The 12,890-nt window shown below is 41.2% G+C and carries 16 protein-coding genes; 5 read left to right on the plus strand and 11 right to left on the minus strand.

What is annotated here, in order from left to right:
• The first annotated feature begins 13 nt into the window (after nucleotides 1–13).
• The 3 genes from ACFVAD_RS01765 to ACFVAD_RS01775 all read left to right on the plus strand — a co-directional run bounded on the left by ACFVAD_RS01765 (nucleotide 14) and on the right by ACFVAD_RS01775 (nucleotide 1,331).
• On the plus strand, nucleotides 14–850 hold the full coding sequence (locus ACFVAD_RS01765; RefSeq protein ID WP_386635471.1) for an HAD family hydrolase: 837 nt from the start codon (nucleotides 14–16) through the stop codon (nucleotides 848–850).
• Nucleotides 851–961: 111 nt separating this feature from the next.
• Nucleotides 962–1,168: a hypothetical protein gene (locus ACFVAD_RS01770; RefSeq protein ID WP_386635474.1), complete on the plus strand. Its 207-nt coding sequence runs from the start codon at nucleotides 962–964 to the stop codon at nucleotides 1,166–1,168.
• A complete protein-coding gene (locus tag ACFVAD_RS01775) occupies nucleotides 1,158–1,331 on the plus strand; it encodes a hypothetical protein (protein ID WP_386635477.1) in 174 nt (57 codons plus the stop codon). Before ACFVAD_RS01770 ends, ACFVAD_RS01775 begins: the two co-directional genes overlap by 11 nt.
• 100 nt (nucleotides 1,332–1,431) lie before the next feature.
• Here the strand turns inward: ACFVAD_RS01775 and yunB are convergent, their stop codons facing one another.
• The 7 genes from yunB to mce form a co-directional block, all read right to left on the minus strand.
• Complete coding sequence (yunB, locus tag ACFVAD_RS01780; protein WP_386635480.1) at nucleotides 1,432–2,289, minus strand: sporulation protein YunB; 858 nt, start codon at nucleotides 2,287–2,289, stop codon at nucleotides 1,432–1,434.
• Between the two features lie 126 nt (nucleotides 2,290–2,415).
• Nucleotides 2,416–3,657, minus strand: a complete 1,242-nt coding sequence (locus tag ACFVAD_RS01785; protein WP_386635483.1) for a DNA polymerase IV — start codon at nucleotides 3,655–3,657, stop codon at nucleotides 2,416–2,418.
• 105 nt (nucleotides 3,658–3,762) lie between these two features.
• A complete protein-coding gene (locus ACFVAD_RS01790) occupies nucleotides 3,763–4,239 on the minus strand; it encodes a chemotaxis protein CheW (protein WP_386635486.1) in 477 nt (158 codons plus the stop codon).
• 88 nt (nucleotides 4,240–4,327) lie between these two features.
• A complete protein-coding gene (locus ACFVAD_RS01795; RefSeq protein WP_386635488.1) occupies nucleotides 4,328–5,446 on the minus strand; it encodes a tripeptidase T in 1,119 nt (372 codons plus the stop codon).
• Between the two features lie 81 nt (nucleotides 5,447–5,527).
• Nucleotides 5,528–6,013, minus strand: coding sequence for a GNAT family N-acetyltransferase (locus ACFVAD_RS01800; RefSeq protein WP_386635491.1), 486 nt, complete (start codon nucleotides 6,011–6,013; stop codon nucleotides 5,528–5,530).
• A 59-nt stretch (nucleotides 6,014–6,072) separates the two neighbouring features.
• The gene (locus tag ACFVAD_RS01805; protein ID WP_386636024.1) at nucleotides 6,073–7,620 is read right to left on the minus strand and encodes an acyl-CoA carboxylase subunit beta; all 1,548 of its coding nucleotides are present in this window, start codon (nucleotides 7,618–7,620) and stop codon (nucleotides 6,073–6,075) included.
• Nucleotides 7,616–8,035: a methylmalonyl-CoA epimerase gene (mce, locus tag ACFVAD_RS01810; protein WP_386635494.1), complete on the minus strand. Its 420-nt coding sequence runs from the start codon at nucleotides 8,033–8,035 to the stop codon at nucleotides 7,616–7,618. The genes ACFVAD_RS01805 and mce overlap by 5 nt, the downstream gene beginning before the upstream one ends.
• Nucleotides 8,036–8,182: 147 nt before the next feature.
• Between mce and prli42 the strand changes: the two genes are divergently transcribed.
• Nucleotides 8,183–8,275, plus strand: coding sequence for a stressosome-associated protein Prli42 (prli42, locus tag ACFVAD_RS01815; protein WP_386635497.1), 93 nt, complete (start codon nucleotides 8,183–8,185; stop codon nucleotides 8,273–8,275).
• A 54-nt stretch (nucleotides 8,276–8,329) separates the two neighbouring features.
• On the opposite strand, the gene ACFVAD_RS01820 is transcribed toward prli42, so the two are convergent.
• The 3 genes from ACFVAD_RS01820 to ACFVAD_RS01830 form a co-directional block, all read right to left on the minus strand.
• Nucleotides 8,330–8,611 (minus strand): hypothetical protein, encoded by a 282-nt coding sequence (locus tag ACFVAD_RS01820; protein WP_386635499.1) that lies wholly within the window; start codon nucleotides 8,609–8,611, stop codon nucleotides 8,330–8,332.
• Between the two features lie 2 nt (nucleotides 8,612–8,613).
• Nucleotides 8,614–9,159, minus strand: a complete 546-nt coding sequence (locus ACFVAD_RS01825; RefSeq protein WP_386635501.1) for a GNAT family N-acetyltransferase — start codon at nucleotides 9,157–9,159, stop codon at nucleotides 8,614–8,616.
• Nucleotides 9,160–9,273: 114 nt separating this feature from the next.
• The gene (locus ACFVAD_RS01830; RefSeq protein WP_386635503.1) at nucleotides 9,274–9,696 is read right to left on the minus strand and encodes a hypothetical protein; all 423 of its coding nucleotides are present in this window, start codon (nucleotides 9,694–9,696) and stop codon (nucleotides 9,274–9,276) included.
• Nucleotides 9,697–10,100: 404 nt separating this feature from the next.
• On the opposite strand from ACFVAD_RS01830, the gene ACFVAD_RS01835 reads away from it, so the two are divergent.
• Nucleotides 10,101–11,843: an ABC transporter ATP-binding protein gene (locus ACFVAD_RS01835; protein WP_386635505.1), complete on the plus strand. Its 1,743-nt coding sequence runs from the start codon at nucleotides 10,101–10,103 to the stop codon at nucleotides 11,841–11,843.
• A 123-nt stretch (nucleotides 11,844–11,966) separates the two neighbouring features.
• Here ACFVAD_RS01835 and gnd read toward each other — a convergent pair whose 3' ends face one another.
• Nucleotides 11,967–12,860, minus strand: coding sequence for a phosphogluconate dehydrogenase (NAD(+)-dependent, decarboxylating) (gnd, locus tag ACFVAD_RS01840; RefSeq protein WP_386636026.1), 894 nt, complete (start codon nucleotides 12,858–12,860; stop codon nucleotides 11,967–11,969).
• Nucleotides 12,861–12,890 lie beyond the last annotated feature (30 nt).

Genomic DNA, 12,890 nt, shown 5'->3' on the forward strand with positions numbered 1-12,890 from the left:
AGGAGCGAATCACTTGGAACAAATTACAACCATTGTTTTTGATCTAGACGGAACTTTATACGAAGACACGCACCACTTTGGCTATTATGCAAAGCTATTAAAAAACAGACTGCCTATGGAAGCACAGGCACAGTTTGAAAAAGACTATACGGCAGTTGGTCAAGGAGAACACACGCTAAAAATAGGCAGGGTATATGATGCAACAAAAGACCTCGTGCTTGCTCACCACCATGGCGAAGTGACTCAAGGCTGGAAATGGGATGGTGAGATTGTACCCTCTCATGAAATCAAGGAGCTTTACCCTGAACCGCTTCAATTCGATTTATTGAATATGCTAAGCATCGGGGATCTGTGGTGGGTACCGGTTGCCATCGCAAAGCACTATGGCCTATCGAGCGAAGATGCATATAAGGCTTTCCTTCAAACACGCGAGCATATGATGACAGATGACTTTGAACTGATGCCATTGAAGGAATTTGCAGAAGTATTGGAAAAGCTGCATGAAAAGTACACCCTTATTCTTATGACCAACAGCCCACGGACGGATAGCGACATCATCATCAAAAAATTAGGCTTCACTTCTTTCTTCCATGATAAAATCTTTGAAGCAAACAAGCCGATACATACAGCTGAAACTTTGACTCGCATATCGGAGAAATGGGACGTTTCCTTCGACCGGATGCTGAGCATCGGCGACAACTATATCAATGAAATACTCCCTGCATCCCTTTTAGGGTGCTCCACCATTTGCATCGACCCATACGATATTCACGAAAACAGCGTAGCTGACCTGACTGTACACAACCTGACAGAGCTATCGTCCAAGCTTGAAGATTTACTGCTGAAATGACACCGTAAATTAACGGTGTTATTTTTTTTGCAAAAATACTTGCAATACGAACAAATGTTCCTTATAATTAAAAGCAGAACAAACGTTCTAATAACTTATGAGGTGATAATAATGAAAAACTTCCAAAATTCCTTCTACCTATTCCTTAAGCTATTGGCAATTGCCGGATTTGGTATCCTCTTCTATTTTGTAATCACAGATAAGACAAGCACTGCACCAATGTTGATGCTTAGCCTTCTTACCTCTATCTGCCTGATTGCGATTCCCGGCATGAAGAATGTACTGAACGAAAATGAGGAAACCAGTCATGAATCATAAGAAATCCGATACCATCTCCTACTATTTATCATTGGAAATCGCAAGAAAAATGATCGATCAAAAGGTTACCAACGACCTTGATGTGATATCTTCCATCGTCAACATCTGCAAAGAGGATGTTATCTCTTATATAAAAAAGCCAAACCGGGAAGGTTCAGCTTAAGGGTATCCATCCAATATAGACATCATATCCATACCCACCTTTGGCAAAGATTTTAGTTGCTGGAATGTGGCATACAGGTGGGTTGAACTTTCTTTAACACCTATTCATTCGTGTCTTCTGATTCCTCTGTGTTCTCTGTGTTCTCTGTATCTTCCAGTCCTTCCGCATCCTCTTCTTCTGTCGGGACAAAAATAGGAACCATGCCACCATTGGAAGAACCATTGCTGTTTCCTCCCCCATGATGATAGTATTGCGGAACTTTTCCTGTAACAAAAATATCGCCTATTTTTACCACGTTGCTTATCTCAATCGGAGGCTCAATCAAAGGAATGATTACGTTCATTTTCACGTTCACTCTCACAAAAAGTTCCAAATGGGTATTATTTATACCTGTTTCAATAACCCTTGTTTCCACGTCAGATATTACATCTCCCATAATTTCAAATTTCACAGGAATTTTCGGTCCAAGGTTCGAGAATAAAGTTGCTCCCGTCGCCATTCCGAGCGGAACATCATAAACAATGCCATGCTGTTTTTTTGACTCTTCATAATTGATATTTATATCATTTTTAAATGATTCCAGATCCTCCAGATTCCCTTCCTCGACTAAATCAAGATACCTTTGCACCCGCATAGTTGCTTCTGAAGTAACACGATTGGAGATTTGAGAGTTAAAACTGAAAGTCAGCTGACCCTCCGAATATTCTTTCACGATAATAAGCTGATCCATATCTATTCCGTCCGTTATTTTCTTTGAAATCGCATCATTTATTGCCTGTGAGGCTATCTGTCTTGCTTTTGTATGTGCGATGCTTTGTAAATTCGGCTCCAAATTGTTATTAATGATGATCATACTGAAGACGGTCAGAAAGATAAAAAAAACAAAGGTGATAAGAAACACATATCGTAAAGGCAGAGGTCCTCTTTTAATAAGTGAAGTCCGACGCATTTTTCTCATGGCAAAAATCCTCCTTCCCTAATATATATAGAGGAGTAGGACAGATTATTAGCTATTTTTTCAAGGACAACCCATAGATAATAAAAAAAGTCCCATACACCCTGATGAGGGTATACAGAACCATATTTATTCCAGAAAATCCTTCTGGAAGCTTGTAGTAAGTTTAGCCGTGGTACTTGTCCGGACAGTATTTTTATCCTTTATCCCCCTTTTAATGATTCCCTTTCCATACTTATCTTCAAGTTGCTGCAAAGTTTTGTGAAGAGGTTCATGCTTGGCATCCTCTTGAAAAGTGAACAAATCCAATTGTTTCACCGATTGATCCTTCTCCACCATGTCCTGTGCCGTAATTCCCAGCAATCGAACAGGATCTCCGTTCCAGTGCTTTTTCAGCAGAAATAGTGCGGCTTCCATAATATGTTCCACCGATTCAATGGGATTCTCCAGCTTCCTGCTTCTCGTCACCGTATGATTTATCCCATATCTGATAACCAGCTGTACATTATGACTGAGCACGGACTTCCTTTTCATACGAGCACTAACCGAATTTGCCAGTTTCTCCAACACCTTCTCAATCACTTCTTCATCATCCGTATCTGCAGGTAACGTGGTGGAGTTACCAATGCTTTTGAACTCCGAAACAGAGTCTGGATCTACGGGTCGATTGTCTTCCCCGTTGGCCCGTTTCTTCAATCTTTCACCGTTGATGCCAAGCAGGTGTTTTAACTGATAGTCATTTCCCTTTGCAAGTTCACCGATCGTTGTTATTTGAATGGTTTTTAGCTTTTCAGCGGTTTTTGCGCCAACACCATGCATCTCAACTACCGGCATAGGCCATAATTTTGTGGAAAGCTCTCTCTTCCGCAAAACTGTTATTCCCATCGGCTTTTTCATATCGGATGCCATTTTGGCCAAAAATTTATTAGGTGCAATCCCGATACTGCAAGGCAATAAGAGTTCCTTTTTAAGCCTCTGCTGGATTTCTTCAGCAATTTGAACGGGAGTCAAGGACAGCGTGCAGTCAGTCACATCCATATATCCCTCATCAATGGAAACAGGTTCTACGAGATCCGTATAGGTTCTTAAAAGTGCAAACATCGCCTGTGAGCTTTTTCGATAACGTTCAAAATTAGGCTTCCGCACAATTAACTGTGGACACTTTTGTTTTGCTTCCCAAAGGGGCATTGTTGTTTTCACACCAAAGGCTCTTGCCTCATAGCTGCATGTGACAACTATGCCTTTTCGCTCTTCCACATTTCCGGCAATAGCCAAAGGTTTGCCCCGGAGTGTAGGATCATAAGCCATCTCTACTGAAGCATAAAAGCTGTTCATATCTACATGGAAAATAATCCGACCGGTTCTTTTCATCCAAACCATCCTAATTTTTTGTTACTTTTATTATATGAAATATCCATCGATTAACAAAGAAAGAGACCTTCACTTACGTAAGGTCTCTTATTAAGCAAAAGCTCTTTACTCTTGAGCTGCCATATGTCTTTCCATTTCTTCCTTGATATCATCCATTTCACGAAGTCCGTCTACTAATTTTCCCGGCTCGATCACAGCGATTAAGCGTTTATCCAAGTTGACCATTCCGCTTATGTAATTAGAGTTGTTTGCTGCAATAAGACTTAGTGGTTTAATAGTATCTTTTTGTACATCGAGGATTTCTTTCGCATCCTCCACCAGTAGGGCTACAGAAAGCTCCGTAGTTTGAACAACAATTACTCTCGACTTATCCGTCAGTTCCGTTTGGTTGCGAAACAAGATCTGTCCAGTATCCAATACTGGAATCAGTTCGTCTCTAACCTTCATTAATCCCTTCATATAGACGGGCATATCAGGTATTGGAGTAACCTTATCCAATTTTTCAATCGAAACAACGTATTCTACTGAAACACCATACTCTTCTTGATTAGCTTGAAAGATTACCAGTTTTTTAGATTCCATGACTTTTCTCCTAATAGGCTTTTCTCTCATTATAATGGAAGGATCAAAAAAAAGCTTGGCAATTTCACCAAGCTTTCCCAAAAGGCTATTATTTTGCAACTTCCTTCATAATGCTTACCACTAATTCTGTAGTCTTCACTAATTCTTCAATCGGCATTCTTTCATTGGTTGTATGAATTTCTTCATAACCGATGGCCAAGTTTACTGTCGGAACACCAAACCCGGCGATTACGTTTGCATCACTCCCGCCGCCGCTAGTTTGTAATTCAGGAGTTCTTCCAATAGCGGAAACTGCACGCTTCGCCACTTCCACAACATGATCTCCATCAGCAAATTTGAAGCCAGGATACATTACTTCAATGGTCACATCAGCTCGGCCGCCCATGTCAGCTGCCACAGATTCAAATGCTTCTTTCATCTTTGCAACTTGCGCTTCCATTTTCTCAGGAACGAGGGAGCGAGCCTCTGCTAAGATATCTACACGGTCACATACGATATTTGTAGGACCGCCACCTTCAAAGCGTCCGATATTCGCAGTCGTTTCCTCATCAATACGACCAAGTGGCATCTTTGCAATCGATTTTGCTGCAATCGTAATAGCAGATATACCCTTTTCAGGTGCCACACCAGCATGTGCCGTTTTTCCGTAGATGGTCGCTTTTACTTTTGCTTGAGTTGGTGCAGCAACAATAATGTTTCCTACTGTTCCATCACTGTCTAATGCAAAACCGAATTTAGCAGTTACCATGGCCGGATCAAGAGCTTTTGCCCCAACAAGGCCGGATTCTTCCCCTGCTGTTATGATAAACTCGATTTTACCATGCTCGATATTGTTTTCTTTCAGGACTTTGATTGCTTCCAGCATCGCAGCAAGACCTGCTTTGTCGTCTGCACCAAGAATAGTTGTGCCATCTGTTACAATATAGTTGTCTTGAATGGAAGGCTTGATTCCTTTACCAGGAACCACTGTATCCATGTGGGAAGTGAAGTAGATCGTGTCCACTCCCTCTTTTGTTCCTTCTAACGTACAGATAAGGTTACCTGCACCATGGCCAGTTTCATTCATTGTGTCATCTTCCACTACATGTACACCAAGTGCGGAAAATTTCTTTTTAAGAACTTTGCAAATTTCTGCTTCGAATCTTGTCTCGGAATCAACCTGAACTAGCTCCAGGAATTCTTCCACAAGTCTATCTCTGTTAATCATATGTATGTTCCTCCTACTGCTTATTAAATCCATCCCTATTATAACCTATTTGAAAATATTTTTCCCGTAGGACACGTCAGTCTAGGGTAATTGCCTTGTATCAAACTCCTGGACAGAACGGCGATGATCATCATAGCTTTCCTCATAGGAATTGCTTGTGAACTCCTGTATCGTTTTTCTCCAGAAGGCCTGGGCCGGGTAGTTGTTCTGAATTTGCACCACTTTCCATTTCCCTTCAAACATGGAAAACAAGCGCTGTGCGGCAATTCTCCCAAAGCCCTTCCCATGATACTTACGCACCACAAAGAATTCCTCTACATAGCTTGGTAACTCATCCCAACCTTCTTCAATCAGGGCAAAACCTACATACTCTTCTTTATATTTAATAAAAAAAGCATAATATGGACTGGCAGTATCCCAATATTTTTGAAGGTCAAAAGGCTTGTAGCGACCGTCATTTTCCAGTGTGATTACTTTCTGATACTGGGAAAACTCGTAAATGTAAAACTGCATCAAGTTATGTAGGATTGTTTCTTCTTCACTCTTCACTTTTATCAGGTCGATCATTGGTTTCCCCTTCTCATGAAAGAAGATAGCAGGAACGCCCTACTATCTTCTCTTTACTATTATAGTGGAATATTTCCGTGTTTCTTGTAAGGCCTTGATTCTTTTTTGTTTCGCAGCATCTCCAGCGATTGGACAAGCTTGATTCTCGTTTCCCTTGGGTCAATGACGTCATCAACCATACCTTGGCTCGCTGCCACATATGGATTGGCAAACTTTTCACGGTATTCTTCTATCTTCTGTGCTCTTGTCTCTTCCGGATTTTCGCTTTCGTTTATTTCTCGGGCGAAGATGATATTGGCTGCACCTTGTGGGCCCATCACAGCGATTTCGGCATTTGGCCAGGCAAAGACAAGGTCTGCACCAATCGACTTGCTGTTCAATGCCACATAGGCACCGCCATATGCCTTACGTAATATTACCGTAAGCTTCGGTACCGTCGCTTCGGAGTATGCATAAAGAATTTTCGCTCCGTGACGGATGATTCCCCCATGCTCCTGCTTCACTCCCGGGAAGAAGCCTGTTACATCTTCAAAGGTAATAAGCGGAATATTGAAGCTGTCGCAAAAACGGATAAAACGGGCCGCCTTATCAGAGGAGTCAATATCCAATCCTCCGGCCATCACTTTCGGCTGGTTGCATACAAGTCCTACAACTTCCCCTTTCAGCCTTGCCAAGCCGACTACAATATTTTTCGCGAAATCCTTATGCACTTCCATGAAGGAACCTTCATCCACCACTTGGTTGATGACGATTCTTACATCATAAGGACGGATCGCATCAAAAGGAATCGCATCTGCAAGCTCCGCACGATAGTCGTCTCCTTGTTCACAGGAGATACGGTCCGGCTTTGTTTCATTATTCTGAGGAAGATAGCTGAGCAGTTTTCGAACCTGGGCCAGTACTTCCTCTTCCGAAGAACTGGAGAAATGGGCATTTCCGCTAATCGCATTATGTACTTTCGCACCACCTAGCCCCTCAGAGCTGATTTTCTCCCCTGTCACGGTTTCAATTACCTTTGGTCCCGTGATGAACATCTGGCTTGTCTTTTCCACCATGAATACGAAATCCGTAATCGCTGGTGAGTACACAGCTCCGCCTGCACATGGTCCCATGATGACCGAGATCTGCGGGATGACACCGGAATATATGGAGTTACGGTAAAAGATATGACCGTAGCCGTCCAAGGAAAGAACGCCCTCCTGGATTCTTGCACCACCCGAATCATTTAACCCAACGATCGGTGCACCATTTTTAGCGGCCATGTCCATGACGTTGGCAATTTTTTTCGCATGCATTTCGCCTAATGCCCCACCGAATACAGTAAAGTCCTGGGAAAATAGATAGATTGGCTTGCCATTTACCTTTCCGTAGCCTGTAACGACTCCATCTCCGGGACCCTTTTTCCCTTGGAGGCCGAAATCATTGCAGCGGTGTTCAATGAATGGATTCAGTTCGACAAAGGAGCCTTCATCCACCAACAGTTCAATCCGCTCCCTTGCGGTAAGCTTTCCTTTTTCATGCTGCTTATCTATTCGATCATCGCCACCGCCAAGCTCTACCTCGCGACGTTTATCGTATAGTTCGTTTATTTTTTCATAAATATCAATTGTCATGCTGTTTCGCCGCCTTTTCACAAAATTCCACCAGTACCCCATTGCTTGCCTTAGGGTGCATGAAAGCAATGTTTGCTCCTCCTGCACCTTTTCGGGAAGTTGAATCGATCATCGGTATTCCTTTTTCGATCATTTCCTGGATTCGCTCTTCTATATTGTCAACACTCAGTGCCACATGGTGGATACCTTCTCCACGCTTTTCAATGAATTTAGCTACCGGGCTATCAGGCGAGGTTGGCTCCAGCAGTTCAATTTTACAATTACCGGCTTTGATAAATGCCACCCGAACCCGCTGACTTGCCACATGTTCCACCGTTTCAAATGTGAGCCCCAAAGTTTCTGTATAAAATGGAAGCGCTGTCTCGATGGACGTAACAGCAATCCCAATATGATTAACATCCTTTATCATGCACAATCCCCCTTGTTGTGTGTCCTAACTATGACTCTATATCATTTCGACTTTTTCTGCAAAAATCCTTCAATTATCGTATCTTGAGAAGAGACAAGTTTCCATGTACAATAGAAGAAGCACAAATGAATGAGGAGTGAAAACTCAATGAGCCGCAAAATGCAGAAAGTAGTCGTCTTTTTAATGATTGGTGTTATGCTGATTACGACCCTTTTAGCTGGAGCATCCATGTTCTTCTAATAAATATGATAAAACCGAGCCTCCCTTAGGATGGCTCGGTTTTCTTGTTTTCTATCATTCTTCTGCTTTTAAGATAGCTCTTTTTATAGCTCTTTGGAATCTTGGATTGGAGGGATTTTTCTCTACTTTTTTTGTGTTGAGCCTCCCAATTTCGTAGCGTACATCCGTGTTGTAATGAATTAATTGATGATATGTTTCATTGGCAAGTAATTCGCGAAACCAATCAAGTTTTTGAAGAACCCCTAAATTCTTCTCAATTCGCTCTTCCGTTACCTCTTTTGAAAATATGGAAAAGTAGTTCGTTACAATATTGATAAGGTCGAGAAACGTATCCATAGTTAACGACCAGCCCTTCTGTCGATCCAGAAACGCCTTACCACATTCCCTGACTCTTCCACGAATTGTTCATCTTCCACACCACCGTTATGCAGGATGGTTTTTGCTGACCCTTCATTCGTGGCATCACATACGACCAGTACTTTATCAATTCCAAGTTCATCTGTCTTTTCCATGGAAAGCTCGAGAATCTTTTTGGCATACCCTTTTCTTCGCTCAGACGGACGAATGCCATACCCGATATGGCCACCAGCATTCATCAAGTGCTCCGTCAGGCGATGGCGGATGTTGGTGACACCAAGGATTAAATTGTCTTCTTCCCTGACTAGCCAGTAGGTAGAATCCGGGACCCATCCTTTCGGGAGATTTATTCCTTGTTCGGCATCCAATAACTCTTGAACCATACGCTCAAAATCAGTTGGATCTTTACTGACCACCCAAGGAATGACTTCTTCCTCGCTTTCCAACCATTCGTTGAAATATGACAAGTACTCCGTTTGGAATTTAATAGTCGGTTTTAATAGATATACATGCTCATTCTCTTTCATTTATTTTCCCTCTCCATCTAGTTTATCTGTGTGGTATTTTTTGCCTATTATATCTTAAAACAGAGGAAAAGTAACATAATTTTTAGAAATTATACCTTATGGACTCCGAATCATCTAATCTACCGATAATATCTCTTTAAGTTCCTCCGCACCATCCTTATCCAGCTTGCCAAAATTCTCTCTAGCTACATTACTGATTATCGTTGCAGTTCCGTCTTCATTGAACCAAATTTTATATTCAAACAATCTCTCCGGCATATTTTCATTATAAGTATAAAAAAGAGTTAACTGAAAGTCTTCCATTCTCTCCATCTCTGCTTCGACATTTGGCGTCCATTGGACTTGTTCAAAGACTTTCCGGATGGAAGACAGCTCTTTTTCATCCACTATTAAGAACTCTTCCATTTTAGTACCTTCCACAATAGGGAAAACATCCACTCTCGAAAGCATATGTAGATCTTTTTTATCGGATACTTCATCCTTGCAGCCAATCAGAAACAATGTCACTAAGCTAATTAACAAATATACTTTTTTCACGGGCAACTCCTTCTCTTCATATTTGCTTGGTATGAACCGTATTTCCTAAAAAGGGGAACAGTAAAATAGATAATAATGCATATAACCATTTCATAGGAATCCCCCCTTAATGAAATAGACTCTTATAAAGGGATTTAGTTACAATAAACTTAAAAAAGTAATCTCTTCCTTTTTCCAAAAGCCAGGAAATTATCACACAACGACTTGCTCCCTGAATGAATAAAGCTATCCCCGCCAGCATAAAATCGTTTACAATGAATGTATCAATTAACAAGGAGGCAATTTTCATGAAAAACATGACGAATAGAACCGTATTAACATATAAGGGTGTAACACGTTCTTAAATCGTAAACGGTGTTCCCCTTATATGTGTTTATTTAAATAACACAAAAGAGGGGTAAATCATGCGTTTCCCAGTAAAAAAATTTCTTTCCTATTACAAACCTTATTTACCGTTGTTTCTTTCGGTATTGGCCTGCGCCTTTATTGTATCTGCTGTGACTCTGGTGTTCCCTTTGCTCGTCCGTTATATAACCAAGGATGTGCTGGAAGGGGATTTGTCCTCTGCGCTAAGTGAAGTGCTTTGGATAGGAGCTCTGATGCTAGCTTTAGTTGCAATACAGAATGTCGGTAACTATTTTGTGGATTACAAAGGTCATGAAATCGGTGCTCGCATGGAAAGTGATTTGAGAAGCGAACTGTTCGCACACATGCAAAAACTTTCCTTCAGTTTTTATGATAAGGAAAAGACAGGTCAGCTCATGTCCCGTATCACGAATGACCTGCTGTTGCTTTCCGAACTGTACCATCATGGCCCGGAAGACTATGTTAAGTATTTTGTCCGCTTTATTGGCGCATTTGTCATACTGTACTTTATTAACCCCGCATTAACGATCGCTGTGTTCTGTTTTTTACCATTGTTAGGTATCTTTGCATTGTATTTTAATAAGATGTTGAATATGGCATTAAGGAAAAACAAAGAGCGAATCGCAGACGTGAATGCACAGGTAGAGGATAGTCTATCGGGAATCCGGGTAGTAAAATCGTTTAATAACGAGCAAATAGAGATCGAGAAGTTCAACCGAGAAAATAATCGGTTCTTCGAAAGCCGCAAGAAAACATACAGGGCTGAAGCGCTCTTGTACAATAGTTTTGAAACGATTATTCAACTGATCACCATTACGGTAATTACCTTTGGCAGTGCCAATATTATTAACAACTCATTAGATTTAGCCGATTTAATTACTTTTTTATTGTATATCGGCTTTATGATTGAACCCATTCAAAAGTTGACTCATATGAGCACGCAATTTCAAGAAGGTATTACTGGGTTCCAGCGCTTTATGGAAATCATGAACCTGAAGCCGGCAATCGAAAACAAACCGGATGCCAAAAACCTTACCGATGTACATGGTGAAATAGTATTCAAACAAGTTTCCTTCCGTTACGAGGACCATTTAAATGATGTATTAGAAAACGTGTCGCTTCGGGTACAACCGGGAGAGTTTATCGCGTTAGTCGGTCCCTCTGGTGCGGGCAAAACTACATTATGTTCGCTTACCCCCCGCTTTTACGATGTGACAGATGGGGAAGTGTTACTGGATGGGGTCAACGTCCGCGATCTAGATTTGCAATCATTAAGAAAAGCAATTGGTATAGTGCAACAGGATGTTTACCTTTTTGGGGGAACGGTGATGGAAAACATCCGCTACGGTAATCCAGCAGCAAGTGATGATGAAGTAGTTAGAGCAGCCATGCACGCCAATGCACATGACTTTATCATGAGCTTGCCAAATGGCTATCACTCCGAGATCGGACAACGAGGTGTCAAACTGTCTGGCGGTCAAAAGCAGCGCCTAAGTATCGCTCGTGTATTCTTAAAGAATCCGCCTGTGCTCATATTGGATGAGGCAACGAGCGCACTGGATAACGATAGTGAAAGCATCGTCAAAAAATCTCTTGAATTATTAGCAAGAGGACGTACAACCCTAGTCATTGCCCATCGCCTTTCTACTATTCGCAATGCCGGGCGGATTATCGTTTTAACGAAAGACGGTATTGTAGAACAAGGAACACATGATGAATTACTAGCATGCAATAAAGAGTATGCACATCTATATTCTAAGCAGTTTGGATTACATGTGTAAGGCATTTGTACAGAAAAAATCGGATCTCTCATTAGCGAAAGAGAGATCCGATTTCATTACTTTATCCACTCATTTTTGACACTTTGCTATTTCCTTTCCCGTTACACTTTTTTTCTTCTATTCTTATTTTTTTTCCACAGCATGTCCACCAAATTCGTTTCGCAAAGCAGCAACCACTTTACCTGTAAAGGTATCATTGTCTAAGGAACGATATCGCATTAATAAAGACATAGCGATAACAGGGGTAGCAGCTTGAAGATCCAATGCTGTTTCAACTGTCCATTTCCCTTCACCAGATGAATGCATAATACCTTTAATTTCATCTAATTTTGCATCTTTAGAAAACGCGCGTTCTGTTAAATCCATGAGCCAAGAACGAATAACCGAACCATTATTCCAAACTTTTGCTACCTTTTCATAATCAAAATCGAATTCACTTTTTTCTAATACTTCAAATCCTTCTCCAATCGCAGCCATCATTCCGTATTCAATTCCATTATGAATCATTTTTAAGAAGTGGCCACTACCTGCATTTCCAGCATATAAATATCCATTTTCTACAGCTGTATCTCGAAAAATGGGCTCGACAATGCTCCATGCTTCAGGGTCTCCCCCAATCATATAACAAGCTCCATCCCGAGCACCTTCCATACCTCCGGATGTGCCGGCATCCATAAAGCTCACTCCCACTTCCTTTAGCTGGTTGTATCGACGAATGGAATCCTTATAGTGAGAATTACCAGCTTCAACCACGATATCTCCCTTACTCAGAAATGGTGTTATCTCACTAATAACGGAATCAACAACGGAGTGTGGAACCATAATCCAAAAAACTCGTGGCTTTTCTATTGATTGAACAAGTTCTTGTAAGCTGGATGCACCTTCAGCCCCGTATTTCTTTATTTCTTCAACAGCATTTATATTTAGATCAAATGCTACGACATCATGTTTATGATCAATTAAGTTCTTTCCTATGTTTAGCCCCATTTTTCCTAATCCAATTAATCCGACCTTCATCATAATCCTCCTAGTGTATTTCTTTATTTT

Origin of the sequence: Sutcliffiella sp. NPDC057660 (assembly GCF_042800035.1) — a bacterium.
Classification (GTDB): domain Bacteria; phylum Bacillota; class Bacilli; order Bacillales; family Bacillaceae_I; genus Sutcliffiella_A.

Coding starts and splice junctions, on each gene's coding strand:
- ACFVAD_RS01770 (WP_386635474.1), top strand. CDS start 962: ATGAAAAACTTCCAAAATTCCTTCTACCTATTCCTTAAGCTATTGGCA.
- ACFVAD_RS01775 (WP_386635477.1), top strand. CDS start 1,158: ATGAATCATAAGAAATCCGATACCATCTCCTACTATTTATCATTGGAA.
- yunB (WP_386635480.1), bottom strand. CDS start 2,289: ATGAGAAAAATGCGTCGGACTTCACTTATTAAAAGAGGACCTCTGCCT.
- ACFVAD_RS01785 (WP_386635483.1), bottom strand. CDS start 3,657: ATGAAAAGAACCGGTCGGATTATTTTCCATGTAGATATGAACAGCTTT.
- ACFVAD_RS01790 (WP_386635486.1), bottom strand. CDS start 4,239: ATGGAATCTAAAAAACTGGTAATCTTTCAAGCTAATCAAGAAGAGTAT.
- ACFVAD_RS01795 (WP_386635488.1), bottom strand. CDS start 5,446: ATGATTAACAGAGATAGACTTGTGGAAGAATTCCTGGAGCTAGTTCAG.
- ACFVAD_RS01800 (WP_386635491.1), bottom strand. CDS start 6,013: ATGATCGACCTGATAAAAGTGAAGAGTGAAGAAGAAACAATCCTACAT.
- mce (WP_386635494.1), bottom strand. CDS start 8,035: ATGATAAAGGATGTTAATCATATTGGGATTGCTGTTACGTCCATCGAG.
- prli42 (WP_386635497.1), top strand. CDS start 8,183: ATGAGCCGCAAAATGCAGAAAGTAGTCGTCTTTTTAATGATTGGTGTT.
- ACFVAD_RS01820 (WP_386635499.1), bottom strand. CDS start 8,611: ATGGATACGTTTCTCGACCTTATCAATATTGTAACGAACTACTTTTCC.
- ACFVAD_RS01825 (WP_386635501.1), bottom strand. CDS start 9,159: ATGAAAGAGAATGAGCATGTATATCTATTAAAACCGACTATTAAATTC.
- ACFVAD_RS01835 (WP_386635505.1), top strand. CDS start 10,101: ATGCGTTTCCCAGTAAAAAAATTTCTTTCCTATTACAAACCTTATTTA.
- gnd (WP_386636026.1), bottom strand. CDS start 12,860: ATGAAGGTCGGATTAATTGGATTAGGAAAAATGGGGCTAAACATAGGA.